The sequence below is a fragment of the Rhodococcus sp. 14-2470-1b genome (assembly GCF_002259415.1).
In the GTDB taxonomy this organism is placed as follows: Bacteria; Actinomycetota; Actinomycetes; order Mycobacteriales; family Mycobacteriaceae; genus Rhodococcoides.
The window spans coordinates 167655-192475 of sequence record NZ_NPFY01000022.1 but is presented as its reverse complement, the minus strand read 5'-3'; the positions used below and the strand labels follow the sequence as shown (position 1 = coordinate 192475).

At 65.3% G+C, this 24821-nt stretch carries 19 protein-coding genes and 1 pseudogene; 11 read left to right on the top strand and 9 right to left on the bottom strand.

The window, feature by feature from the left end:
* The first annotated feature begins 43 nt into the window (after positions 1-43).
* On the top strand, positions 44-3466 hold the full coding sequence (locus CH293_RS17470; RefSeq protein ID WP_094720930.1) for a bifunctional RecB family nuclease/DEAD/DEAH box helicase: 3423 nt from the start codon (positions 44-46) through the stop codon (positions 3464-3466).
* Between the two features lie 6 nt (positions 3467-3472).
* Here CH293_RS17470 and CH293_RS17465 read toward each other — a convergent pair whose 3' ends face one another.
* The 3 genes from CH293_RS17465 to CH293_RS17455 form a co-directional block, all read right to left on the bottom strand.
* Entirely contained in the window at positions 3473-4447 is a 975-nt protein-coding gene (locus CH293_RS17465; protein WP_255122891.1) for an ABC transporter substrate-binding protein, read from the bottom strand.
* 135 nt (positions 4448-4582) lie between these two features.
* Positions 4583-5776 (bottom strand): alanine racemase, encoded by a 1194-nt coding sequence (locus tag CH293_RS17460; RefSeq protein WP_176460039.1) that lies wholly within the window; start codon positions 5774-5776, stop codon positions 4583-4585.
* A gap of 46 nt (positions 5777-5822) precedes the next feature.
* On the bottom strand, positions 5823-6455 hold the full coding sequence (locus tag CH293_RS17455) for a TetR/AcrR family transcriptional regulator (RefSeq protein ID WP_094720927.1): 633 nt from the start codon (positions 6453-6455) through the stop codon (positions 5823-5825).
* A gap of 66 nt (positions 6456-6521) precedes the next feature.
* Here CH293_RS17455 and CH293_RS17450 point away from each other — a divergent pair, with 66 nt between their 5' ends.
* Both CH293_RS17450 and CH293_RS17445 read left to right on the top strand, forming a co-directional pair.
* Positions 6522-7817, top strand: coding sequence for a D-arabinono-1,4-lactone oxidase (locus CH293_RS17450; protein WP_094720926.1), 1296 nt, complete (start codon positions 6522-6524; stop codon positions 7815-7817).
* A 20-nt stretch (positions 7818-7837) separates the two neighbouring features.
* Positions 7838-9319: a molybdopterin-dependent oxidoreductase gene (locus CH293_RS17445; RefSeq protein WP_094720961.1), complete on the top strand. Its 1482-nt coding sequence runs from the start codon at positions 7838-7840 to the stop codon at positions 9317-9319.
* Here the strand turns inward: CH293_RS17445 and CH293_RS17440 are convergent.
* Positions 9306-10247: an adenosine deaminase gene (locus CH293_RS17440; RefSeq protein ID WP_037106243.1), complete on the bottom strand. Its 942-nt coding sequence runs from the start codon at positions 10245-10247 to the stop codon at positions 9306-9308. The two genes, CH293_RS17445 and CH293_RS17440, sit on opposite strands and share 14 nt — an antisense overlap.
* A gap of 10 nt (positions 10248-10257) precedes the next feature.
* Entirely contained in the window at positions 10258-11049 is a 792-nt protein-coding gene (locus tag CH293_RS17435; RefSeq protein WP_037106240.1) for an enoyl-CoA hydratase/isomerase family protein, read from the bottom strand.
* Positions 11050-11136: 87 nt separating this feature from the next.
* Here CH293_RS17435 and CH293_RS17430 point away from each other — a divergent pair, with 87 nt between their 5' ends.
* Positions 11137-12282: an acyl-CoA dehydrogenase family protein gene (locus CH293_RS17430; RefSeq protein ID WP_037106106.1), complete on the top strand. Its 1146-nt coding sequence runs from the start codon at positions 11137-11139 to the stop codon at positions 12280-12282.
* A gap of 76 nt (positions 12283-12358) precedes the next feature.
* On the opposite strand, the gene CH293_RS17425 is transcribed toward CH293_RS17430, so the two are convergent.
* Together CH293_RS17425 and CH293_RS17420 are read right to left on the bottom strand one after the other, a co-directional pair.
* Positions 12359-13807, bottom strand: a complete 1449-nt coding sequence (locus tag CH293_RS17425) for a DHA2 family efflux MFS transporter permease subunit (protein WP_094720960.1) — start codon at positions 13805-13807, stop codon at positions 12359-12361.
* Between the two features lie 227 nt (positions 13808-14034).
* Positions 14035-14238: a cold-shock protein gene (locus CH293_RS17420; RefSeq protein WP_019665340.1), complete on the bottom strand. Its 204-nt coding sequence runs from the start codon at positions 14236-14238 to the stop codon at positions 14035-14037.
* Between the two features lie 148 nt (positions 14239-14386).
* Between CH293_RS17420 and CH293_RS17415 the strand changes: the two genes are divergently transcribed.
* On the top strand, positions 14387-15079 hold the full coding sequence (locus CH293_RS17415) for a GNAT family N-acetyltransferase (protein ID WP_094720925.1): 693 nt from the start codon (positions 14387-14389) through the stop codon (positions 15077-15079).
* A 4-nt stretch (positions 15080-15083) separates the two neighbouring features.
* On the top strand, positions 15084-16091 hold the full coding sequence (locus CH293_RS17410) for a glutathione S-transferase family protein (RefSeq protein ID WP_094720924.1): 1008 nt from the start codon (positions 15084-15086) through the stop codon (positions 16089-16091).
* Here CH293_RS17410 and CH293_RS17405 read toward each other — a convergent pair.
* Together CH293_RS17405 and CH293_RS17400 are read right to left on the bottom strand one after the other, a co-directional pair.
* Positions 16073-16492 (bottom strand): annotated as a pseudogene (locus CH293_RS17405) (VOC family protein); the annotation flags it as partial. The gene CH293_RS17410 and the pseudogene CH293_RS17405 sit on opposite strands and share 19 nt — an antisense overlap.
* Positions 16493-16510: 18 nt before the next feature.
* On the bottom strand, positions 16511-17326 hold the full coding sequence (locus tag CH293_RS17400) for a helix-turn-helix domain-containing protein (RefSeq protein ID WP_241483641.1): 816 nt from the start codon (positions 17324-17326) through the stop codon (positions 16511-16513).
* Positions 17327-17409: 83 nt separating this feature from the next.
* On the opposite strand from CH293_RS17400, the gene CH293_RS17395 reads away from it, so the two are divergent.
* From CH293_RS17395 to CH293_RS17375, 5 genes are all read left to right on the top strand, one after another.
* Positions 17410-18150 (top strand): membrane protein, encoded by a 741-nt coding sequence (locus tag CH293_RS17395; RefSeq protein ID WP_037106091.1) that lies wholly within the window; start codon positions 17410-17412, stop codon positions 18148-18150.
* Positions 18151-18169: 19 nt separating this feature from the next.
* Complete coding sequence (locus tag CH293_RS17390) at positions 18170-19039, top strand: LLM class F420-dependent oxidoreductase (protein WP_094720922.1); 870 nt, start codon at positions 18170-18172, stop codon at positions 19037-19039.
* 98 nt (positions 19040-19137) lie between these two features.
* The gene (locus CH293_RS17385) at positions 19138-20184 is read left to right on the top strand and encodes an ATP-binding cassette domain-containing protein (RefSeq protein ID WP_094720921.1); all 1047 of its coding nucleotides are present in this window, start codon (positions 19138-19140) and stop codon (positions 20182-20184) included.
* Positions 20181-20945, top strand: coding sequence for an ABC transporter permease (locus CH293_RS17380; protein WP_094720920.1), 765 nt, complete (start codon positions 20181-20183; stop codon positions 20943-20945). The genes CH293_RS17385 and CH293_RS17380 overlap by 4 nt, the downstream gene beginning before the upstream one ends.
* Positions 20946-20981: 36 nt before the next feature.
* Positions 20982-24782: an ABC transporter ATP-binding protein gene (locus CH293_RS17375; protein WP_176460038.1), complete on the top strand. Its 3801-nt coding sequence runs from the start codon at positions 20982-20984 to the stop codon at positions 24780-24782.
* The last annotated feature ends 39 nt before the right edge of the window (positions 24783-24821 follow it).

The window sequence follows — 24821 nt, the reverse complement described above, 5'->3', positions numbered from 1 at the left end:
CTTCTCCGCGGACCTGTCGCTGCATTCACCTACAGTTGGGCGCGTGTTCGTACTCGGTGATCAGGTCATCTACAGCGCCAGCGACCTGTCGGCCGCAGCCGAATGCGAATACGCGTTGCTGCGCACCCTCGACGCCAAGCTCGGCCGCATACAGACGATCCCCACCGCACCCGACCCGATGCTGGAACGCACGTCGGAACTCGGATTCGCCCACGAACGACGCCAACTCGACGCGTTCCAGACACGGTTCGGCGCGGGCGTGTCCATCATGCCGCGCCCCGAACGAACCATGCAGGGCCTCGCCGACGCGCACGCCGCCACCATCGAAACCGCACTGTGGGGGTACGACGTCCTCTACCAGGCGACATTCTTCGACGGCCGGTTTCTCGGGTTCTGCGACTTCCTCGTCAGAGAGGACGCCGGATACTCGGTGTACGACACCAAGCTGTCTCGCCACGCCCGCGTCCCGGCGCTACTCCAGCTCGCCGCCTACGCCGACGCACTCGGATCGAGCGGAATCGACGTCGCCCACAACCTGCACCTCATGCTGGGAGACGGGACGACGACCGACCACGCCAAGCGGAACCTACTCCCGATCTACCGTCGTCAACGCGCTCACCTCGAAGACATCCTCGACGAACACGTCCGTGACGGTGACGCCGTCGACTGGGCCGACCCTCGCTTCACCAAGTGCGGGCGCTGCGAGATGTGCGACGAGCAAGTCGTCGCACGGGACGACCTCCTCCTCGTCGCCGGATTGAGCGGAGGCCACCGGGCGCATCTGCACGACGCCGACGTCACCACGTCGGTCCAACTTGCCTCCGGCGACGGCCCGATCGACGGCATCTCTGCTCGCATCCTCGGTAACCTGCGCGCGCAAGCAGGTCTCCAGATCGCGCAGACTGCAAGCGGCAGAACAGAATACGAAATTTTCGACGCCGACGCGCTCGGCGCCATCCCCGAACCGAATTCCGGCGACATCTTCTTCGACTTCGAAGGCGACCCGCTCTGGGCAGAACCAACCTCGGGGGCCGATCCGCGGGCTGCACTCCCGGCAGGATCGACCGAGTGGGGCCTGGAATATCTGTTCGGGATTCTCGACACCGACGGGGAGTTTCTTCCGTTGTGGGCGCACGACCGCGCACAGGAACGCCAGGCCCTGATCGACTTCCTCGACTACGTCGTCGAACGACGGAAACAATTTCCCGGCATGCACGTGTACCACTACGCCGCCTACGAGAAGACCGCACTGCTCAGACTCGCCGGGCGATACGGCGTCGGCGAGGAAATCGTCGACGACCTCCTGCGCGACAACGTGCTCGTCGACCTGTACCCCGTCGTACGAGCATCCCTACGCATCGGCGAACGTTCCTACAGCATCAAGAAGCTCGAACCGCTCTACATGCCCGCGGGACGCGACGGCGACGTCACCAACGCCGCGGCGTCGATCGTCGAATACGCCAACTGGTGCGACCTGCGAGACGAGGGCAGGACCGAAGAAGCCGATTCGCTGCTCGGCGAGATCGCCGAATACAACCGCTACGACTGCGATTCGACTCTGAGACTACGAAACTGGCTGCTGAAGAGGGCTTCCGACGCAGGAATCTCACCCCGCCACGCGGCGGACGTCGGCGCCGACACCGAAGAAGAAGCCACCCCGCTGGAAGAATCGCTCCGCGAATTCGCCGGACTCACCGGCCACAGGTCCGATCTCCAGCAAGCCGTCGCACTTTACGGCGGATCCATCGGATACCACCGCCGCGAACGAAAGCCGTTCTGGTGGGCACACTTCGACCGGCTGCAGAGCCCGGTCGACGAGTGGGCCGATGCCCCGGGAGTGTTCACCGTCGACTCCGCAGAGGCGACAAGCGAGTGGGCGAAGACGACACCGCGACAGAAGTTGCTCCGACGGCAACTGCGGCTGACGGGCTCGGGAAGCGTCGAGAAGTCGGTTCGGTTGCTCTACGACACCCCTGCACCCGACGGCCTGGAGCAACCTCACCCGTCGTACCGGGCGTGCAGCCGAGGCGACGTGATCGAGGCCGAGGACGGCGTTGTCGTGATCGAGGAAAAACTGGCGGCAGGCGCGGACCCGTGGTCGACGCTGCCGATGGCCGCCGCGCCGGTCTCACCCATCCCCACCGTCAGCATCGAAGCGGCGATCATCACCGCCGCCGACGAACTCGCAGCCTCGTTGCCCGACCTCCCGGCGACAGCAGTCGCCGATCTGACGTCACGATCTGCGCCGCGCACGAGGTCCGGTGCAGGGCTTCCCACCGTCGCCGGCAGCGACTACATCGGCGCGATCCTCGGCGCACTGACCGATCTCGACAATTCCTATCTCGCCGTCCAAGGACCACCGGGGACCGGTAAGACCTACACCGCGGCCGCTGTGATCACCTCACTCGTCCGGGATCACCACTGGCGTATCGGTGTTGTCGCACAATCACATTCGGTCGTGGACAATCTACTCGACGGAATAGTCCGCGCCGGAGTCCCCGAGCAGCTCGTCGGCAAGAAGAAGGCGCCCGACGGCGTGACCGAGCTCAAGGAGGCCGAATACCCGTCGTTCGTGGGCGGCGCCGCGGAGGGATGCGTCGTCGGCGGAACCGCCTGGGATTTTTCGCATTCCACGCGCGTCGTCCCCGGATCGCTCGACCTACTCGTCGTCGACGAAGCCGGACAGTTCTCCCTGGCCAACACCATTGCCGTTGCCCAGTCGGCCCGAAATCTGTTGCTGCTGGGCGACCCTCAACAACTCCCCCAGGTCAGCCAAGGTACACATCCGGAACCTGTCGACGAGTCGGCGCTCGGATGGCTCGCCGCCGGGCACGGTGCACTTCCCGCCGACCGCGGATACTTCCTCAGCCGCACCTGGCGCATGCACCCCGACCTGTGCGCACCGGTCTCCGCGTTGTCCTACGAGAACAGGCTGTTCTCCAACGAGGACGCCACGTCCCGACGCGCACTGGACGGCCTGCGCCCCGGACTGCACACGGTGACGATCGACCACGAGGCCAGAACCACGGAATCACCCGAAGAGGCAGAAGAAGTCCGTCGACAGATCGAGAAGATGGTCGGCCTACCGTGGACCAACCCCGACACGCACTCCGGATGCCGCCCACTCGAGCCGACCGACTTCATCGTCGTCGCCCCGTACAACGCCCAGGTCGCCTGCATACGGGAAGCATTGGACCACGCCGGCCTGGCCGACGTCCTCGTCGGAACCGTCGACAAGTTCCAAGGCAGGCAAGCCGCCGTCGCCGTCCTGTCGATGACCGCATCCAACCTCGGTGACTCACCTCGCGGGGCAGGGTTTCTGCTGTCCCGAAACCGGTTGAACGTAGCTCTCTCCCGAGGGCAATGGGCAGCGTTGATCATCCAGTCCCGAACCCTCACCCACTATCTCCCCGCCACCCCCGACGGCTTGGATTCCCTCGGGGCGTTCATGGCGTTGACCGGGTAGCTGCCGCTACGACGCCCTCGTCCAGGAGCCGATCGAACCGGCGATCGTGTCGGCAATGGCCGACGCGGTGATGACCAGTCCATTGTTCAATCGAGGATCGAGCACAGCGGCTCTGCCCTCGGCGACGGCAGGCAGTGCCTGCCACGTTCCCGCCGCACCGACGACCGCAGGGTCCGTCGTCTGGTGGAAGATGTAGTCCGCATCCGCTAACGAGGACAGGTTCTCGAGCGAAAGCTGCTGATTGCCTTTCTCGTCCGTGGGGTCGAAGTACAGCACCTCCAACCCGAGATCGCGCGCCACTGTGGTGCCGATCTGATTGGTCCACAGGTTGACGTAGCCCTTCGCGGCAGGTTCGCTCGTGACCAACGCAATCCTTCTGCCCACCAACGCGTCTCCGAGGTCGGAGCGTGCATCGGCGACGATCGCATCGTAGGCGTCGAGCAGAACCGTTGCGTCCGAACCCCGCCCGACAGCGTCGAACTGGCTCGACATCTGCGCTCGAAAATCCGGCTCGTTCACCTCGACCGGCAGCACGGGAGCAACCTGTGACAACAGCTCGTTGCCGTACCAATCCAGCCGCCACCCGTTGGCGCGCATCACGATGAGATCGGGAGCGAGCGCTGTGACTTCCTCGATGCTGGGACCGTCCGGACCGCCGATGGACTGCACGTCCGCACCGATCCGTCCGTCGTACTGTCCGCCAGGAAGAGTGCCCGGCGCTGCCGTGTTGCCCGTTGCGACGAGCGGATACCCGGCGAGCAGAGCGAACTCGAGGTCACCACGACCCTCCATCACGACGACACGAGCAGGGTCTCGCGGAATTGTCGACTCGAATCCGTCACCTCGAACGGTCACCGTCACCGCGGACTCCGAATTCTCCTGCGCGACCGACGATTCTGCGCGAGCGCACGCCGCCAAGCCCAGCAGGGACACACTACCGACCATGAACGATCGACGAGACAACCCACTCTTCAGATGCATTAGGCAATGCTAAGCTAACGCCCTCCCGCGCCCGGACTTGCGTACATATAGTTCGAGGCGACCCGGCTCCACAATCCGCGGCGACCCGGCTCCACAATTCGAGGCGACCCGCCCACACAATCCGAGGCGACCCGCCTACCCGAAGTTCTTGCCCTCACCGCGATACGTCGGGACCACGCTGACGCTGCCGTCGGGCTCGACGACATGCAGAGAATCGACCCGCTCACACGGCTCTCCGGCCTTTGCATTGCGGAACCAGATGCGATCGCCGATACGTGCGCCGCTGGTGGCGACGGGAGTCTGGACTTCACCGGCGCCTTCGTTGCGCAGAAGTTTCAGCCCTCCCCGCAGGATTCCCTGCGCAGTTCGGGAGAGCGCCACTGGCGTGGGGAGCCGCGACTTCGATACCTGACCCGACGCGACGTACCCCCCACCGAACACCGTCGCGATCGTCGGCGTCGGTGTTCGAACGACAGGCAAGACGAAGTACAGCGCAGGCTGCGGCGTGAATGCCCGATAGCGGTCGAACAGCGTCGGCGCGAACAACCCCGACCCGGCCGTCACCTCGGTGACCGACGACGCCGAAGAGCTGACTTCGAGCGACCCGGTGCCGCCGCTGTTGACCAGTTCCAGCGAGCCGACGGCATCGACGACCGCGCCGACAACCGTCGCCCGGCGGGTCTGCAACTCTGCAGCCGACGCCTTCTTCATCAACTCGACCACCGCATTGGAGTCCGGCAGTCCCGCGATCTGCGCCTCGTAAAACATGACACCGACAACCCTGAACCCTCGGTCCTTGGCCGTCCTTGCGAACGACGCCACCTGCGCAGGCTCCCGCAGCGGTGACCGTCGGACACCGAGGTGGATCGGACCCAGACGAAGCGAGGCGTCGACATCGATGCACACACGCGGCCGGGCCCGATCCGAACCGGCTGCCTCGCGAATCACCTCGAGATGGGCGGGATCGTCGACCATCAGCGTGATGCGCCCGGACAGCACCCGGTCTCGGGTGATCTCGGCCAACGAGCCCCTGTCCACCGTCGGATACCCGAGCAGAACGTCTTCCGCACCCGCCCTCGCCAACCAGATCGCCTCGGCCGGCGAGTACGCCATGATCCCCTCGAACTGCTGTGCTGCAGTGAGATTCGGACCCAGCACTCGTTCGAGAACCGCCCGGGAACGGACAGACTTGCTGGCCACACGAATAGGCGTCGACCCCGCCCGGCGGCGAAGATCGGCAGCGTTCGCGTCCAGAGCACCCGCGTCGACGACGGCGAAGGGCGGCTCGAGATGCGCGGTGGCGTCGGCGAGAAGATTCAAAGAGGGCATACGGTCGGTCGGCACCCGGTCAGCTAACCACCGATCGCCCGCCCCGTCAGATTTCGACGGCCTTGCCTGCAACGAGGCCGGACAGATCGTCGAGCGCAGTGATCACTGCCATGTCGTCCCTGTCGACCAGCCACCGCAGAATCAGCCCGTCGACCGTCGCCATACCGAAGTGCGCCACGGCCGACGTCGGCTCGAGCCAGCGGGTGCCGGTGATCTGCGCACATCTGTCGAGGAACTCGAACGTGTCGGTGTCGCGGATTCGATACTGACCGGACGCGATGGTCGCGGCGACCTCCGAGCCGAGCGCGCGGTGCCGAAGCAGATACGTCTTGATCTCGTAGGACAGCAACTGCCGATCGGCCGTCTCCTCCACGAGCGGCCAGATCGCGGTGAGACCGCTGTGCACCAACATCCGCAGCCCACGCACCCCACCGACGTGACTCGGATGCTCGAACGCGGTGAACAGCGCCGTCGTGACGTCGACCACCAGACCCTCACCCATAGCGATGACCAGGTCTTCCTTGGATTCGAAGCAGTAGTAGACGGCTCCACGAGGAACCGACGCCTCCTCGGCCACGGCACGGACCGTCAACGCGTCCACACCGACCCGTTCGGCTAGGTTCAACGCCGCGTGGACCAGGTGTGCACGCCGAGCATCGACGGGCAGCCGGGTCTGCATGCGTCCGATAGTAGGCCCGCGTGTCGAACCCGGTGGTCGGATTCCCTCGAGTGCAATAGTGGGTCGATGACGGGGCGCGAGTGGCGTAATTGGGCAGGCAACCAAGTCGCACATCCGGCGGATGTAGTGCGGCCGAGATCGGTGCAGGACGTGATGCAGACACTGCAGCGCGGGGTGACGGTGAAGTGCGTCGGCGCCGGGCACTCGTTCACGTCCATCGCGGTCACCGACGGTGTGCAGATGAGCCTGGACCTTATGCAGGGCATCGAGTCCGTACACCCCCTGCCCGACGGTTGTTCCGCCGTCACCGTCCTCGCGGGCACTCGCCTGCGCGCATTGTCGGCTGCATTGTGGGATCTGGGCCTGGCGATGACGAACCTCGGCGACATCGACGAACAATCGATCGCCGGCGCACTCTCGACCGGTACGCACGGGACGGGACAACGCTTCGGTGGCATCTCGACCCAGGTTCTCGCGCTGGAACTGGTGACAGCCGACGGCAGCATCGTGCACTGCTCCCGGGAGACCGAACCCGACGTGTTCGATGCCGCACGCGTCGGGCTCGGAGCTCTCGGAATCATCACGACGGTGACGTTGCGATGCGAGCCCGCATACCTGCTGCACGCCGCCGAATCACCCGCGACGCTCGGTGGAACACTCGACTCTCTGGCGTGGAACGACGCCGACCACTTCGAGTTCTACTGGTTCCCGCACACCGACCGAGTGCTCACCAAAACGAACACGCGCCTGCCGGGTGACACCACCAAGCCCCTCTCCCGCCTGCGGGCGTTCATCGACGACGACTTGCTCGCCAACCGAGCATTCGAGGTGGTCAACCGTGCCGTGACGCGATTCCCCGCCGCCATTCCGCGCGTCAACGCGCTGTCGTCCCGTGCGCTGTCCGGCCGCGAGTTCACCGATCGCAGCTACCGGGTGTTCGCGTCGACGCGCACGGTCAAATTCCGCGAGATGGAGTACGCGGTCCCCGCGGACACGGTGGCGTCGGTGATCAGGGAAATCGAGCGGTGGCTTCGATCGTCGGGATTCGTCGTCGCATTTCCCGTCGAGGTTCGCTTCGCGGCGTCCGACGACATCTGGCTCTCCACCGCCTACGGGCGGGCGACCGCCTACATCGCTGTGCATCAGTACCACCGCCGTGATCATCGCGACTACTTCGACGCCGTCGAATCCATCGCCCGCAGCGTCGGGGGACGTCCGCATTGGGGCAAGTTGCACTCGATGCGCGCGGACGACTTCGCCGAGATGTATCCGCGGTTCGAGGACTTCGTCGCAGTGCGCAACAGAGTGGACCCGGACCATATCTTCGGGAACGAGTATCTGCGCACCACCCTCCCTACGTGAGTGGCGCCTATCTTGGAGTGATGATCCAGAAGCCACTCGCCGGGATCATCGCTGCCGGAGTTGTTCTCGGCGTCGGTGAACTCGTCGCCGTACCGTTCGGGCCGAATGCATCGCCCTTCTTCGCCGTCGGATCGGCCGTCGTCGACAACACCCCCGAAGCCGTACGCGAATGGGCCATCGACACGTTCGGCACAGCCGACAAGACCGCCCTCTTCATCGGAATGGCACTGGTCATCGCCGCAATTGCAGCCGGAGCGGGCATGCTGCGTCGCCCACTCGGTGCCGTGCTCTTCGGTGTCCTCGGCGTGATCGGCGTGCTCGCCGCGATCACTCGCTCGACCGCGACCCCGCTCACCGCGCTGCCGACGATCCTCGGCGTCGCAGCCGGCATCGTCGTCCTGAACGCCCTCCTGAAAACGAAGGACCCCGTCGCAGGTGGTGTATCCCGACGCAGCTTTCTCGGCCTCGCGCTCGCCGCAGGTGTGGTTGCCGTGGCCGCGGGAACAGCAGGTCGGTTGATCGGCCACGCACGCGATGTCACGGCCAACCGGCTCGGATTCAAGCTCCCGGTACCGACTCCGCAGACCCCGATTCCCGACGGCGCCGACCTGCGGATCGACGGCTTGGCGTCCTACATCACCCCGAACGAGGACTTCTACCGCATCGACACTGCACTGGTGGTGCCGCAGGTGTCGTCCGAGGACTGGTCACTGCGCATCCACGGAATGGTCGAGCGAGAAATCGAGATCACGTTCGAGGACTTGATGTCGAGGCAAGCGGTGGAGCGGACGGTCACGCTGACGTGCGTGTCCAACATCGTCGGCGGCGACCTCGTCGGCAACGCGACGTGGATCGGCTACCCGCTGCGAGACTTCCTGGAGGAAGCAGGCATTCAGGACGACGCCGACATGGTGCTGTCCTCCAGCCACGACGCCTTCACCGCCGGAACGCCGTTGGACGTGCTGCTCGACGGTAGGGACGCACTGCTCGCCGTCGGCATGAACGGTCAACCCTTGCCGGTGGAACACGGATACCCGGCTCGCCTCGTCGTGCCCGGGCTGTACGGCTACGTCTCCGCGACCAAATGGGTGACCGACCTCGAGATCACTCGATTCGACAAGGCGAGCGCCTACTGGACGGACCGCGGCTGGGGTGAGCGTGGACCCATCAAGACCGCATCACGTATCGACACCCCGCGCTCGGGTGCGGCGGTCGACGCCGGCACCGTCGTGATCGCCGGAGTCGCCTGGCGTCAACACACCGGCATCTCCGGCGTCGACGTTCAGATCGACGACGGGGACTGGGTCGCTGCGACACTGTCCGAGGAATACTCGACGGACACCTGGCGCCAGTGGACGTACCAGTGGGACGCGGCACCAGGCGACCACACCATCCGGGCACGAGCCACCGACGCCGACGGCGACATTCAGACCTCGATGACGGCCGACACCGTTCCCGACGGCGCCACCGGCTACCCGAAGGCGTTCGTCACCGTCCGATGAAGGACGCCCTGATCGAGTTGTCGTACAAGATCTCTCGTTCGCGCTCGGTGAGACCCACCTGCTCGGTGAGCGCCGCGAAATTGTCGTCCACGTAACCGCCGAAGTACGCCGGATCGTCGGAGTTGACGGTGACCACCAGACCACGCTCGATCATCTGCCGAATCGGATGGTCCTTCAGGTCGGGAATCACCTTGAGCCGAACGTTCGACAGCGGGCACACCGTCAACGGAACCTCCTCGTCCACCAGACGATTCACCAACGCATCGTCCTCGAGGCACCGCACACCGTGATCGATCCGCTCGACCTTCAGCAGATCCAGAGCCTCCCAGATGTACTCCGCCGGACCTTCCTCACCCGCATGCGCGACGACGTGCAGCCCCTCGGCTCTGGCCTTGGCGAACACGTCCACGAACAGCGACGGCGGGAACCCGGCCTCTGCAGAATCCAGGCCGAGACCGATGATCGGCGCCTTCATCGCCAGCAGATCATCCAACAGCTTGTTCGCGTGCAACACCGGCTTGTCCCGCAGAATCGACGCGATCAACCCACTCGTGACGCCGAACTCCCGCTCACTCGACGCCGACGCCTCGGCCAACCCCTCGACGACAGCCTCCAACGGCACACCCCGATCCGTGTGCGCCTGCGGATCGAAGAAAATCTCCGCCCGCGTCACACCACCCGCCGCGGCCCGACGAAAGTACGCCCGCGCAAGATCGGCGAAATCCTCCGCCGTCCGCAACACCGACATGTTCGCGTAGTACAGATTCAGGAACGACTGCAGATCCGTGAACTCGTACAGCGCCTCCAACTCACCGATATCGCTGTACGGCAACGCAATACCGTTCCGCTCGGCCAACTCGAAGATCTGCGGAGGCTCCAAGGACCCTTCGATGTGCATGTGCAATTCCGCGAGGGGCAACGTGGTCATTGGATCCAGCTTACTTGCCTGTATACGTCGCCTTACCCGGGCCGTTCTCGAGAAAACTCTTGACCGCCCCACGAAGATCATCGGTCTCGAACAACGCCCCCGACACGTCCGACGTCACCTCGTCCGCATGAGCGACACCACCCGAACGCCACGCTGCCACGATCTTTTTGGTGGCAGCGTGAGCCACCGTCGGACCGGCGGCCAACCGCTCCACCAGGGAACGGGCAGAGGCGTCGACATCGTCGTGGATGCTGTTGACGACGCCCCATTCCTTCAGGGTGGCCGCGTCGTAGAGATCACCGGTCATCACGAGCTCGCGCGCGCGTCCGGAACCGGCGCGCTCGGCGAGACGTTGCGGGCCGCCCATGGACGGTGTGAGTCCGACAACGGTCTCGACCAGACCGAACTTCGCCTTCGGCGACGCGACGATGATGTCGCAGGCAAGGGAGATCTCGAAGGCCGCGGTGAGAGTCAGGCCGTGCGCGGCGTACACGACCGGGCACGGCAACGCCTCGAGCGGATGCGCGATCTGCGCGAACAACGTGCGCCACAGGTCGGCACCCTGCTGGGCGGACAGACCGTCGAAGACATGCACGTCCACCCCGGCGGAGTTGACCTTGCCCTCCGAGCGCAGCAGGACAGCGCGAGGCGGATCGGCGACGAGTGCGGCGACATCGGCCGCCACGGCGTCGAACATCGCTTGATCGAACAGGTTGAGGGGGCCGTGGTCGAAGGTCAGCACCGCGACGTCGGCGCCGGCGTCGGTGGTGTACCGAACGAGAGATGTGGGTTGGTCAGCCATGCCTGTCAGAGTGCCATACGCTGCCGAAGGCGAAGTTACCGGCGAGTATTGTGCAGACGAGAATTACCGTTACCGGAAGGAACACACATGAAGCGCTCCCTGTTCGAGGACGACCACGACGCGTTCCGCGAATCCGCCCGCGAATTCGTCACCCGCACGATCGCGCCCCGAGAAGAGAAGCTCATCGAGCAGCGCTTCATCGACCGTGACATCTGGCTCGAAGCCGGACGCAACGGCTTCCTCGGCCTCGAAGTACCGGAAGAATACGGCGGCAGCGGCGCCGACGACTACCGCTTCAACGCGGTCCTCGGAGAGGAACTCGCGCGCTCGAGCGCGGCAGTCGCGTCGTGCTTCGGGATCCACTACGACATCGTCGCGCCGTACCTCGTCAAGCTGACCACCGAGGAACAGAAGAAGCGCTGGCTCCCCGGATTCTGCAGCGGCGAAATTCTCACCGCCATCGCGATGACGGAACCGTCCGGCGGATCGGACCTCGCCGCACTGAAGACCACCGCCGTCAAGGACGGCGACGACTTCATCATCAACGGCTCCAAGACGTTCATCACCAACGGCAACAGCGCCGACCTCGTCATCGTCGCCACCCGCACGACGCCCGAGAAGAAGGCCAAGGGCATCACGCTCTTCGCCGTCGAGAACGGCACCGAAGGGTTCTCCCGCGGCCGCAAACTCGACAAGGTCGGCCAACCGGAATCCGACACCGCGGAACTCTTCTTCGAGAACGTGCGCGTGCCGTCGTCGAACATGATCGGCGAATTCGACGGTGGATTCATCCACATGATGCAGCTGCTGCCGCAGGAGCGCATCAGCTGCGCCGTGGCCAACCTCGGGCAGACACGGCCGATCCTGGAGGAAACCATCCAGTACGCCAAGGACCGCAAGGCATTCGGTCAGCCCATCGGATCGCTGCAGTGGAACAAATTCCTGCTCGCCGAGCTGGTCACCAAACTCGATGTCGCACAGGCATTCGTGGACAACTGCATCGTCGCACACGGCAAGGGCGAGCTCACCGCCATCGACGCCGCCAAGGCCAAGTGGTGGACGTCCCAGGTGCAGAACGAAATCCTGGACCACTGCGTGCAGCTGCACGGCGGCTACGGCTTCATGAACGAGTACCGCGCCGCCCGGGCATGGAAGGACGCCCGCGTCAGCAAGATCTGGGCCGGGTCCAACGAAATCATGAAAGAGCTCATCGGCCGCGATCTCGGGCTCTGACCTGTGTGAGTCGAAATGCTTGTGTGAGTGGAAATGTGGGCGGTCTCGAGCCGTAGGCCAGGGCCTACATTTCCACTCACCTGGCTTTGAACGCAGGCCTGGCGTAGAACGACACCGCCACCACGCCGAGCAAGAGCACCACGGCAGGCAGAATCAACGACTGGGCCATGGCCGTGGAGAACCCGTCACGCAGCATTTCCGGTACACGACCGCTGAACTCGTTGGCACCTGCCGCGTCGGAACCGGGGATTTCCGCAGCCAACCGAGACTGGATGAGGGCGCCGATACCTGCACTGCCCAAGACCGATCCGATCATTCTCGTCGTGTTGTAGACACCGGCGCCTGCGCCTGCCTGGGACAGCGGGAGATTACGAGTCGCCGTGGCCGCCAACGGCGACCAGATCAACGCATTCGCCACACCCATCAGCGCGATGGGGATCAGAAGCTTCCAGATGGCCGTGGTCGGTGTCATCAGCACGGCCAATGCCAGTAGCGATATCGCCAGCAACAACAAACCGGTGCCCGCGATGTAGCGGGGATGGGTTCGGTCCACGAGCTTTCCGACGTTCGGCGCCAGAGCCCCCGTCAGCACGGCCATCGGAACGAACAGGATGGCAGAGCGCGTCGGGCTCAGTCCGGTCACACTCTGTGCATAGAACATGAACGGCAACATCATTCCGGCCGTCGCGAAACCCATTGCGGCGATACCGATGTTGGACAGCGAGAAATTACGATCCTTGAACAGCGCGAGCGGAACCAGCGGCTCGTTGCGGTTCTTGGCCTGCCAGTACACGAACACCGCGAAGACCACTGTCCCGGCGGCGATCAACGACCAGACGCGGCCGTCCCAGTCGAACCGCTGCCCCTCCTGAATCCCGAACACGATGGCGAACAACGCCACCGCGCTGAGCACCACACCGAGGATGTCGAACTTGTGCTCGTTGGTCGGCAACACCGGAACGAACCTCAGCGCCAACACGATGGCGACGACCCCCACCGGCACGTTGATGAAGAAAATCCACTCCCACCCGAGCGAATCGACGAGCACGCCGCCGAGAATCGGCCCGACGAGCGTCGCGACCCCGGCCACCGCGCCCCACGCACCCATCGCCGTTCCGCGCTTGTCCGCGGGGAAGATTCGCGTGATGACCGCCATGGTCTGCGGGGTGATCATCGCTGCGCCCACACCCTGCACCGCACGAGCCGCGATCAACATCTCGATCGAACCCGACAAACCACACCACACCGACGCCAGGGTGAACACCACAAGACCCGCGATGTAGAGATTCCGAGGTCCGAACCGGTCCCCGAGCCGACCGGTCACCAAAAGCGGTACCGCATAAGCCAACAGGTACGCACTGGTCACCCAGATGACATTGTTGATATCGGTCTGCAAACCGTCGAGAATCGCCGGCTGCGCCACCGCGACAATCGTCGTGTCGACGAGAATCATGAAGAACCCGAGACACAGAGCCCACAGCGCAGGCCACGGCTTGATCTCGGGTGGCGCACTCTGCGTCGTCATCGTCTCCCCCATCGGTTCATCGCCTGAGGTGACCGAACGTGACGTTCGGTCACTTGGAGTGACCGAACGGTTCATTCGGTCCCCGATGACAATGCCACCACAGCGAGGTCGGCACGCAAAGAGGCCGGGCACTCGGAGCGAACTCCGTGTGCCCGGCCTCTTCGGGTACCTGAACTGAAGACAGCGTCAAGCCGTCAGCAATTTCGGGTGGCGATCCTTTGAGGGGATCAGATAGCGCGAACGCCCGTTGCCTGAGGACCCTTCTGGCCCTGTCCAACCTCGAACTCCACGCGCTGACCCTCGTCGAGCGTCTTGAAGCCAGATCCCTGGATCTCCGAGTAGTGAACGAACACGTCAGGTCCGCCACCATCCTGCTCGATGAAGCCGAAGCCCTTTTCGCCGTTGAACCACTTAACACTGCCCTGCGTCATACCGTAAACCTTCTGTAAGCGAGCTAGCCCTTCACGTCGAAGCACTAATCTCACTGGCGATACTGCCATTGATCACGCGATTGCGAAACAGCGGGGCAGAAAAAGTCCAATAGCTTGATTTTCCCGAGCACCCGATAGCCTCGATTCGGTGGATTCACATCATCACGACATCATCCGACTCGCGTGGTCCAGGCGCTTCGACCTCGGCGATTCCGAGTTCCGCCCCGGTGTCCGCCACGTGCACGTCGACGAAAATGCGACCTCCGTCACATTCGTTCGTCTCGGCGACTCCAGCGCACTGATCGGGCCTGAGTCGGCCCTCGGCGCGGCATCGGAGATGTCCGACGACGATCTGGCCGGCGGACGCATAAAGGAACTCGGCTCCGGCCGTACAACCGGCCCGATCGTGTTGTCGTACGCCGACGATGCCGGCACCACCATCGACCGCCACGATCCCCTGATCTCCCACGATCGCGCACACGTGAACGAACTCGAATCCGCCTGCGCGCCCGACGACGTGATCGCCGCCGGCCTCACGCACAAGGGGTCGTGGTTCACCCTTCTCGCCGACGACGCACCTGCCGACGCAGCCGCGCCGCTCGCGAGTGCCGGCTACGCGGAATGGCAAGGACTTCTCGCCGACGTCGGGGTGCTCACCGCCCCTGATGCCCGCCGCCAGGGCAACGGCCAGGTCGTGTCGCGCCTCGCCACCAACGAAGCCTTCGACGACGGAATGATCCCGCAGTGGCGGTGCCACGCCGACAACGTCGTTGCCCGACGACTCGGCGCGAGACTGGGTTTCGAAGAGTGGGGTGTGCTGGTCTCGATCGAAGTAGGTTGAAGGTATGAGTTATGTGGAGAACGGCAAGGAATTCACCCGCGACACCAACTACATCGAAACCCGCATCACCGCGGACGGCCGCGACGGGTACCCGGTCGAGCCGGGCCGGTACCGACTGGTCGCCGCCCGCGCGTGCCCGTGGGCCCACCGCTCGATCATCGTCCGTCGACTTCTCGGCCTCGAAGACGTGCTGTCGCTCGGTATTCCAGGCCCGACGCACGATCCACGTAGCTGGAACTTCGACGAGGAGCCCGGAGGCGTCGACCCGGTCCTGAACATCCCCCGACTGCAGGACGCCTACTTCGCGCGGTTCCCCGATTACCCGCGCGGCATCACCGTCCCGGCGATCGTCGAGATCGCCACAGGACAGGTCGTCACCAACAACTTCCCGCAGATCACCCTCGACCTCGAGACCGAATGGACGCAGTACCACCGTGACGGCGCCCCCGACCTGTACCCGCAGGCGCTTCGATCCGAGATCGACGAGGTTTCCAAGCGCGTGTTCACCGAGGTCAACAACGGCGTCTACCGCTGCGGATTCGCCGGGTCGCAGGAGGCGTACAACGATGCGTACGACAGGCTGTTCACTGCACTGGATTGGTTGACCGGGCGGCTGAGCGAGCAGCGCTACCTCGTCGGCGACACCATCACCGAGGCCGACGTCCGCCTGTTCACCACACTCGTGCGCTTCGACGCCGTCTACCACGGCCACTTCAAGTGCAATCGCAGCAAGCTCACCGAGATCCCGGTGCTCTGGAACTACGCCCGGGATCTGTTCCAGACCGCGGGATTCGGTGACACCGTCGACTTCGATCACATCAAGAGGCACTACTACGTGGTGCACACCGACATCAATCCCACGTCGATCGTCCCGAAGGGACCCGATCTGCACGGCTGGCTCGAACCGCACGGCCGTGAATCACTCGGTGGACGCCCCTTCGGTGACGGAACCCCGCCTCCCCCGCCTCGCACGGAGGAACTCGTTCCCACCGATCACTGGGTTCCGGCGTAGGTTCCGAAACTCCACAGCACACCTTCGGGGTCGCGGCACGTGAAGCCGCGGCTTCCGTAGTCCTCCTCTCGGAGCCCGTGGACGACGATGCCACCTGCCGCCACGACGCGATCGTGAATCTCGTCGGGGTGGTCGGTGACGACGTAGGCAGAGCCCACACCAGCAGGTAGATCGGAAAGCGCACTGTCCGGTCGGGCCTGGAGTGGAGCCTGCGGAATGACCCGACTTGCACTCCCGAGCATCACGCCGCCGCCTTCCGGCCAGCGGAGTTCGGCGTGTTCGACGACGTCGCCGTCGCCGTACACGGCGGCCTCGGTGAACCCGAGTACGTCGACGAGGAAACCGATTGCCGCGCGGGCGTCCCGGTAGCGGAAACAAGGCCAGACTGTCGTGGAGGTCATGGCTTCAGCATGCTCGGATCAGACGTCGTCATCTTGTACGAATGCGAACTTCTCTTCCCGACGCCACCGCGACGGCGCCATCCCGGCGAACTCGCGCCACTCCCGTGCCATGTGTGCCTGGTCGTAGTACCCGCACTGTGCGGCGATGTCGGCGAGGGGAGGAATCGCCTCGCGTCGCAGAAGTCGATGAGACGCATCGAAACGCGCGATCCGCGCCGCGTCCTTCGGCCCGACGCCGAACTCCGCCGTGAACCGGTTGATCAGGTGCCGTCGACTCCACCCGATTTCCCGGGCCACATCCCCGACCCGCGCCGATCCGCCGTTCTCCACCAGCAGACGCCAGGCTTCGGTCAACGTCGGATCGATCTCGGTTGCCACCAGCGCACGGCCCAGGATCTCGTCGAGCACATCGAAGCGTCGATCCCAGTCCGACTCGGCGGACACACGGTCGACCATCTCGGCGGCCTGCGGCAGAACCTCCGGCAGATCCACCATCCACTCCCCCAACGCCGACGTCGGCACTCCGAACAGCGCCCTCGACCCCGCAGGCGTCAACGACAACTGGATTCCGTGCTGATTACCGTCGTGCGCAATCGTCACGGGCTCGGCGGATATCCCACTGGCCAACGTCTCGAACGCGCACGCACCCTGCCTCGGAGAATCCGAGATCTCCAGCTTCGACTCGATCGACACGATGACCGTCAACGCCGGACTCGGCATGCCCACATGCTCGCCCGGATCGAAACCGGCAAGCCGATATCCGTCGTACGACGAGACGTACGGCCGAAGCCGGGCAGCAGGACGCCGTCGCGCACCATCGGAAACGCAGCCCATTCACGCAGGGTAGAACCGTAAGCGAACGGGTAGCAATGGGTCGGGGCCGGAAAACCGGTACGACGAGCAGAGCGGGAGCGCCGGTGGCGAAGAAGAGCAACGACCAGGTCGACACCATCAAGGAAGGCGGGCGTCTCGAGAAATCGCTCGTCAAGATCCTCGACAACGCATCCCGCCTACAGGGGCCTGCGGTCGAGAAGTACGTCGCTCACATGCGTCGGGCACACCCGGACGACACCCCTGCACAGCTGATCGAACGTCTGGAGAACCGGTTCCTCCTCGCCGTCACCGGCAGTGGCAGCGCCGTCGGCGGAGCGGCCGCGGTACCGGGCGTCGGCACCGTCGCGTCGATCGCAGCAGTGGGCGCCGAGACCGCGTTCTTCATCGAATCCTCCGCTCTGCTGACATTGTCGGTCGCGTCGGTACACGGGATTCCGGTGCACGATCACCAACAACGCCGCGCGCTCGTCCTGTCGGTAGCGCTGGGTGAATCCGGCATGCAGATCGTCCAGAAGACCGTCGGCAGCTCCGCGAAGAATTGGGGCCCGCTCGTCACGTCACGCATTCCCGGTGGCGCGATGACGAACATGAACAAGTCCCTCGTCAAGAAATTCGTCCAGAAGTACTTGGCCAAGCGCAGTGCACTGCTGTTCGGCAAACTTCTGCCCGCAGGAATCGGCGCCGTGATCGGCGGCGCAGGAAACCGCGTCATCGGCAAGGGCGTCATCCGCAACGCCCGCGAAGCATTCGGCCCGGCACCGAAAATGTGGCCCGAAGGCGCCATCATCGACGCCGACCCGATCGACGGAATTCTCGAGCAGTGACTCGGCGTTGGGACACCATATGACCACCGACACACCTGAGCAGCGCACATCTGATCTGGGCACACCCGATCTGGGCACACTCGGAATCTGGCGACACTACGCCGGCATCCCGCCGGAACTGGCCCGTCTCATCGAATCCAGCGGCTACGGCACGATCTGGCTCGGTGGCTCACCGCCGGCAGACCTGACCTCGGCCGAGGAGATCCTCGACGCCACCGAGTCCATCGTCGTCGCCACCGGCATCGTCAACATCTGGTCCGCCGCCGCCCCCGACGTGGCCGAGTCCTACCACCGCATCGAGAAGAAGCATCCCGGTCGATTCCTCCTCGGCATCGGAGCCGGGCATCCCGAAGCGACGCAGGAGTACCAGAAGCCGTACGACGCCCTGGTGAACTACCTCGACGCCCTCGACGAGGGCGGCGTCCCCGAGTCCCGACGCGTACTCGCCGCCCTCGGTCCGAAGGTGCTGAAACTGTCGGCCGATCGAAGCGCAGGCGCTCACCCGTACCTGACGACGCCCGAGCACACCGCCGAAGCCCGCGAGATCCTCGGCCCGGACAAGATCCTGGCGCCCGAGCACAAGGCCGTACTCGAATCCGATGCGGAGAAGGCTCGCGAGATCGGGCGCCCACCCGTCAACAATCCCTACCTGCACCTGGTGAATTACGTGAACAATCTGAAGCGCCTCGGGTACTCCGCGGAGGAGATCGGCGACGGTGGCAGCGACCGCCTCATCGACGCCCTGGTCGCGCACGGAGACGCGGACGCCATCGCCACCAGGCTTCGTCAGCACCTCGACGCGGGCGCCTCGCACGTCACTCTGCACTCGCTACCCGACGACGGCGACCCGTCGGTGATCTACCGGGAAGTGGCCGCGGCATTTCTGTGATGCACGCGCTCCCCTGACCGACGTGTGAACCCGTAACCTCGTACCGGGCCGGATATTCCGGCCCGGTACTTCACGTCGGCCCCGGGGGACACGCACACATGACGTACGGCTTCGGCAACGCACTGGAAGCGCACGGACTGACCAAGAACTTCGGTACCGTCCGCGCAGTGTCGGATCTGTCCTTCGCCGTGCCCCGCGGCTCCATCACCGGCTTCCTCGGCCCCAACGGATCCGGTAAGACCACCACCCTTCGATTGCTGCTCGGTCTCGCGAAACCGACCACAGGAATCGGACTCGTCACCGGTGTGCCGTTCTCCGAGCTCGTCGACCCGGCCCGTACCGTCGGCGCGGTCCTCGACTCGCGCAGCCTGCATCCCAAGCGCACCGCCATCGGTCACCTCGGCATCTTCGCGTCCGCGATCGGTGTCCCCGACTCACGTGCCGCGGACGTCCTCCACCTCGTCGGACTCAGCGACGCCGCGAAACGCCAGGTCGGCGGCTTCTCGTTGGGAATGCGGCAACGACTGGCCCTGGCAACCGCGCTGCTCGGCGACCCCGAGATCCTCGTACTCGACGAGCCGGCCAACGGACTCGACCCCGAAGGCATCGCCTGGCTCCGCGACTTCCTGAAGTCCTACGCGGCCGGAGGCAGGACCGTACTGATCTCCAGCCATCTCCTGCGCGAGGTCGAGGCCACCGTCGACAACCTCGTCATCGTCAGTGCAGGCTCGCTCGTCTACCAGGGCAGCATCGAACAACTGCGCTCCTCACGGCCCAACCGGATCCTCGTGGCGGTGTCCGATCCCGCAGCCCTCGCACTCGCTCTCGCGTCGAACGGCATCACCAACACACAACTGCTTCCCGACGGCCGACTCGGAGTCGCCGGCGCCGACGCCGACACCGTGCGCCGTACCGCCGTGACGGCCGAGGTCACGATCTTCGGAACCAGCAGCGAACACGTCGACCTCGAGCAGGTCTTCCTCTCCATGACGGCCGGTCAGTACGCGGCAGCGCCGGGCCACCCACCACAGCACGCGGGATACCCGCCACCCGGTTACGGCCCACCGCCACCTGGATACGGACCGCCACCTGGTTACTGGCCGCCTGCTGCACCACCGTCGCCGTGGGAAGGTGACCGACGATGAGCACTGTCCTCACCTCGGAAATTCGCAAGGTCACCACCCTTAAGTTCTGGTGGGCCCTGGCGCTACCACCGGTATTCGTCGGCATCTGCGCCACCGCCATCTCCTCGGCGGTCGGTAAGGGGATGAGCGACATCACCGGCAGCGAGATGAACGAAGTGGTCCTCGCAGGACTCTTCGTCGCCCTCGGTGCGGCAACGCTGTTCGGCGCCGTGTTCTCGGCGGTCAACGCCGGAACGGAGTTTCGACACGACACCATCACGACGTCGTTTCTGTCCTCGCGTGGACGCGATCGGGTCATCGGCGCCAAGGTGCTCGTGACGGCACTCTTCGCGTTGGGTTACGGGCTCGTGGTTTCCATCCTGACCATTCTGTGCATGCTCGCGTTCACCGCGGGAGACTTCACGCTGGACGGCAGTGTCTTCGGTTACATCGCAGCGGGACTGTTCGTCGTCGTGATGTGGTCGCTCATCGGGTCCGGTCTTGGGTTGCTGTTCGGTTCGCCCACCTGGCCGTCGATCGCCATCGTCGCCTGGTTCCCTGTCGGTGAACTGGTTGTCCTCGGCATTCTCTCCGGCCTCGGCCTCGGTGGGTTCTGGCAGATCGCACCCGGATCCCTGACGTTGTCCACCGTCGTCGCGTGGAACCTCGACGACGGCAACGGCTTGGCAGAGTGGCCGTGGGCGCCCATCGGCCTGGCGCTGTGGGCCGCACTTGTCGTCGTTGCCGGTTGGCTGCGGACCCGGGAGCGTGACATCAGCTGATCGCCTGTCGGAGGTTCGGACTACCGTTCGCTATCGATGAGTGAATCCTGGACACGTCGGCTCGTAGCGCAGTGCTGGGTGCACCGACGCACAGCCGTGGGCGCGTTGGCCGTCACGATGATCGCCGCCGTCATCGACATCTCGTTTCCACTGCTGACGCGGATCGCCATCGACGACGCGTCCGCCGGGGCGGGCGAGACCATCATGTGGGTCGCCCTCGCGATCGGCGGCCTGGCGGTAATCCGATTCGGATGTCAGTTCGGCCGACGGCTCCTCGCCGGTCGGCTGTCGATCGACGTCCAACACGACCTGCGCCTCGGCCTTCTGTCCTCCCTGCAACGCCTCGACGGCCGCAAGCAGGACGAAATCCGGACCGGCCAAGTGGTGTCCCGATCCATCACCGACCTACAGCTGGTGCAGGGTCTCCTCGCCATGGTTCCGCTGTCCGCGGGCGCGCTCCTGCAATTCGTCCTCGCACTCGTGGTGATGGCCTACCTGTCCCCGCTCCTCACCGTTGTCGCGCTGGCGATCGTCCCCGCCGTCACGCTGGTCGTGTACAAAGTCCGACCGAAGCAGTTCGCCGCCACCTGGTCGGCCCAACAACGCGCCGCCGACCTGGCCCAACACGTCGAGGAAACCGTCACCGGAGTCCGCGTCGTCAAAGGGTTCGGGCAGGAAGGACGCGCTGTCGACCGGCTGGAGAACCTGTCCCGCACCCTGTTCGCCGAGCGGATGAGATCAGCGAAGATCAACGCCCGGCTCGCCCCTTCCATGGCCGCAATCCCCCAACTAGGCCTCGTCGGCGTCATCGCGCTCGGCGGCTACCTCGCACTGCACGGCCACATCACCGTCGGCACGTTCCTGGCCTTCGCCACGTACGTCGCGACCCTGTCCGCAGTCACCCGCACCCTGTCCTCCGTCGTCATCCTCGCGCAGCTCTCCCGCGCAGCCGTCGAGCGTGTCTACGACGTCATCGACACCGACCCCTCCGTACCCGAGCCGGCGCACCCCATCGCCCTCCCCGACGGCCCCCTCGGGATCGACCTGTCCGCCGTCACCTTCGGTTTCGAGCCCGAACGCGACGTACTCCGATCTTTCGATCTCACGGTCGCACCGGGTGAGAGCGTCGCAGTCGTCGGGCACGCTGGGTCGGGCAAGACAGCACTGTCGTTGCTCCTGCCACGCTTCTACAGTCCGCGCTCGGGTTCCGTCGCCCTGACCTCGCCCGGCGAGGTCGGGACCGCCGCGCGAATCGACGTGGCCGACGTCAGCGCAGAGCACCTGCGCGAAGCAGTCGGCCTCGTGTTCGACGAGCCGTTCCTGTTCTCCGACACCATCGCAGCCAACATCGCCCTCGGCCGTCCCGACGCCACCGCCGAGGAGATACACGACGCCGCCGTACTCGCCGAAGCAGCCGATTTCATCTCCGAACTTCCCGACGGCTACGACTCCGTGGTCGGCGAACGCGGCCTCACCCTGTCCGGCGGCCAACGACAACGCATAGCGCTGGCCCGGGCTCTGCTCACCGACCCGAGAGTTCTCGTCCTCGACGACGCAACCTCCGCTGTCGACGCGACAACCGAGGCCAAAATCTTCGACGCACTCCGGCGTCGACCCCGGCGCACCACCGTCGTGCTCGCGCACCGCCGATCCACGCTCACCCTCGCCGACCGAGTCGCCGTACTCGACGGAGGCAAAGTCATCGACATCGGAACCGTCGACCAACTCGACGCGCGATGTCCGCTGTTCCGCGAGCTGCTCTCCCACGACCCGAACGCCGACGACGGGGCTACCGACGCCTCCGCGTCTGCGACCCCGCACCGCAACGAGCTGTGGCCCGACACCGAGCCTTCACTTGCGGGCACGGCGGCTACGACGTCCGGCACACCGCAGAGCGCGGGGCGGCCCACAGGTGGTGGAGGTGGCGGTCAGATCGCGGGAGCGCTCGGAAGCGTCGCGGCCACCCCCGAGCTCAGGGACGCCGTCGACGCCCTCCCCCCAGCTACCGAAATGCCGCCCACGCCCAGCACCGACGTACGCGCTCCGGACACCGACTTCCGGCTGTCACGGCTGCTCACACCGGTTCGCACCCTCCTCGTAGCCGTCGTCGTCCTGCTCGCGCTCGATTCCCTCGCCTCGATCGCATTTCCGTCCATCGTTCGGTTCGCCGTCGACGACGGTGTGTCGCGCGCCGACGCGGGCGCCCTCTGGACTGCCACCGCGGTCGGAGTGTTCCTCGCCGTCGCCGGGTGGTTCGTCATCGCAGCCACCACGGTCATCACCGCCAGAGCAGGCGAGCGCGTGCTGTTCGGGCTGCGGGTGAAGAGCTACGCGCACATCCAGCGCCTCGGACTCGACTACTACGAGCGAGAACTGTCCGGCCGCATCATGACCAGAATGACGACGGACGTCGACGCGCTGTCGACCTTCATCCAGACCGGGGCGTCCACCGCAGTGGTCAGCCTCGTGACCGTCGTCGGCATCGCCACGGCCCTGCTGATCACCGACCTGCCTCTCGGACTCGTCGCGTTGGCAGTGGTACCCCCTCTGATCATTGCGACCGTCGTGTTCAGGCGCATCTCGTCATCCGCGTACAGCGAGTCCAGAGAAAGAATCTCCGCGGTCAACGCCGACTTCCAGGAGAACATCGCCGGTCTACGCTCCGCGCAGGCCTACCGGAGAGAACAGTTCGCCGCCGACAGGTTCGCCGAACGCGCCGACCTGTATCGCGTGAGCCGGATGCGTTCTCAGCGCGCGATCTCCGTGTTCTTCCCCTTCATCACGTTTCTGTCCGACGCCGCACTCGCGCTCGTCGTGTTCGTCGGTGCTCACCAAGTCGCCACCGGGTCGACGTCCGCCGGAACCCTCGTGGCGTTCGTGCTGTACCTCGGCCTACTGTTCGGACCCATCCAACAGCTGTCTCAGGTGTTCGACGGCTACCAACAAGCCAGCGTCGGCGTACGGAGAATCGGCGACCTCCTGCGCACCCCCAGTTCCATCGAAGCAGCGACCACCGGAGCCGCCGCGCACATCCCCGGCGGCCGTCTCAGAGCCGACATCGCCTTCGACGATGTCGGCTTCCGCTATGCCGGAGCGGACACCGAAGCGCTCAGTGAGGTCAATCTCACAATTCCCCGAGGAGCGACCGTCGCCCTCGTCGGCGAAACCGGCGCGGGCAAGTCCACGATCGTCAAACTCCTTGCCCGGTTCTACGACCCGACATCCGGATCGGTACGCGTCGGCGGCACCGATCTCCGCGACTACTCACTCGCCGAATACCGCGGCAGGCTCGGCGTCGTACCGCAAGAGGCGCACCTCTTCACCGGCGACGTGGCGTCGAACATCGCCTTCGGCAAACCCGAGGCGACACGCGAGGAGATCGAAGCAGCCGCCCGAGCCGTCGGCGCACTGGACGCCATCGCCGCACTTCGGGGCGGTATGCGCCAACCCGTCGGCGAACGTGGTCAAGGCCTGTCCGCCGGGCAGAGGCAGCTGATCGCGCTGGCCCGAGCCGAGCTGGTCGACCCCGACCTGATGCTCCTCGACGAGGCGACCGCGACGCTCGATCCCGCGACCGAACGCACGGTCCTCGACGCCAGCTCGCGGGTGCTGCGTGCGCGAACATCCGTCGTCGTCGCACACCGTTTGGCGACGGCGGCACGCGCCGACATGATCGTGGTAGTCGACCACGGACGCATCGTGGAGACCGGGACGCACGAGGATCTGAGATCCCGCGGCGGGTACTACGCACGATTGTGGGATGCGGCCGAAACGCGCGGCGGGAATAATTCGATAAGCACAGGAGTCGTCAGCAACGAGGTTGACAGTTACTCGTGAGTACATACCACAGCTACGTCCCGGACGTCCGCGCTCCCT

Bases quoted from the DNA above. Each gene is read 5' to 3' on its own strand.
- CH293_RS17465 (WP_255122891.1), bottom strand. From the start codon at position 4,447: ATGCATCTGAAGAGTGGGTTGTCTCGTCGATCGTTCATGGTCGGTAGT.
- CH293_RS17460 (WP_176460039.1), bottom strand. From the start codon at position 5,776: ATGCCCTCTTTGAATCTTCTCGCCGACGCCACCGCGCATCTCGAGCCG.
- CH293_RS17455 (WP_094720927.1), bottom strand. From the start codon at position 6,455: ATGCAGACCCGGCTGCCCGTCGATGCTCGGCGTGCACACCTGGTCCAC.
- CH293_RS17450 (WP_094720926.1), top strand. From the start codon at position 6,522: ATGACGGGGCGCGAGTGGCGTAATTGGGCAGGCAACCAAGTCGCACAT.
- CH293_RS17445 (WP_094720961.1), top strand. From the start codon at position 7,838: ATGATCCAGAAGCCACTCGCCGGGATCATCGCTGCCGGAGTTGTTCTC.
- CH293_RS17440 (WP_037106243.1), bottom strand. From the start codon at position 10,247: ATGACCACGTTGCCCCTCGCGGAATTGCACATGCACATCGAAGGGTCC.
- CH293_RS17435 (WP_037106240.1), bottom strand. From the start codon at position 11,049: ATGGCTGACCAACCCACATCTCTCGTTCGGTACACCACCGACGCCGGC.
- CH293_RS17430 (WP_037106106.1), top strand. From the start codon at position 11,137: ATGAAGCGCTCCCTGTTCGAGGACGACCACGACGCGTTCCGCGAATCC.
- CH293_RS17425 (WP_094720960.1), bottom strand. From the start codon at position 13,807: ATGACGACGCAGAGTGCGCCACCCGAGATCAAGCCGTGGCCTGCGCTG.
- CH293_RS17420 (WP_019665340.1), bottom strand. From the start codon at position 14,238: ATGACGCAGGGCAGTGTTAAGTGGTTCAACGGCGAAAAGGGCTTCGGC.
- CH293_RS17410 (WP_094720924.1), top strand. From the start codon at position 15,084: ATGAGTTATGTGGAGAACGGCAAGGAATTCACCCGCGACACCAACTAC.
- CH293_RS17400 (WP_241483641.1), bottom strand. From the start codon at position 17,326: ATGGGCTGCGTTTCCGATGGTGCGCGACGGCGTCCTGCTGCCCGGCTT.
- CH293_RS17390 (WP_094720922.1), top strand. From the start codon at position 18,170: ATGACCACCGACACACCTGAGCAGCGCACATCTGATCTGGGCACACCC.
- CH293_RS17385 (WP_094720921.1), top strand. From the start codon at position 19,138: ATGACGTACGGCTTCGGCAACGCACTGGAAGCGCACGGACTGACCAAG.
- CH293_RS17380 (WP_094720920.1), top strand. From the start codon at position 20,181: ATGAGCACTGTCCTCACCTCGGAAATTCGCAAGGTCACCACCCTTAAG.
- CH293_RS17375 (WP_176460038.1), top strand. From the start codon at position 20,982: ATGAGTGAATCCTGGACACGTCGGCTCGTAGCGCAGTGCTGGGTGCAC.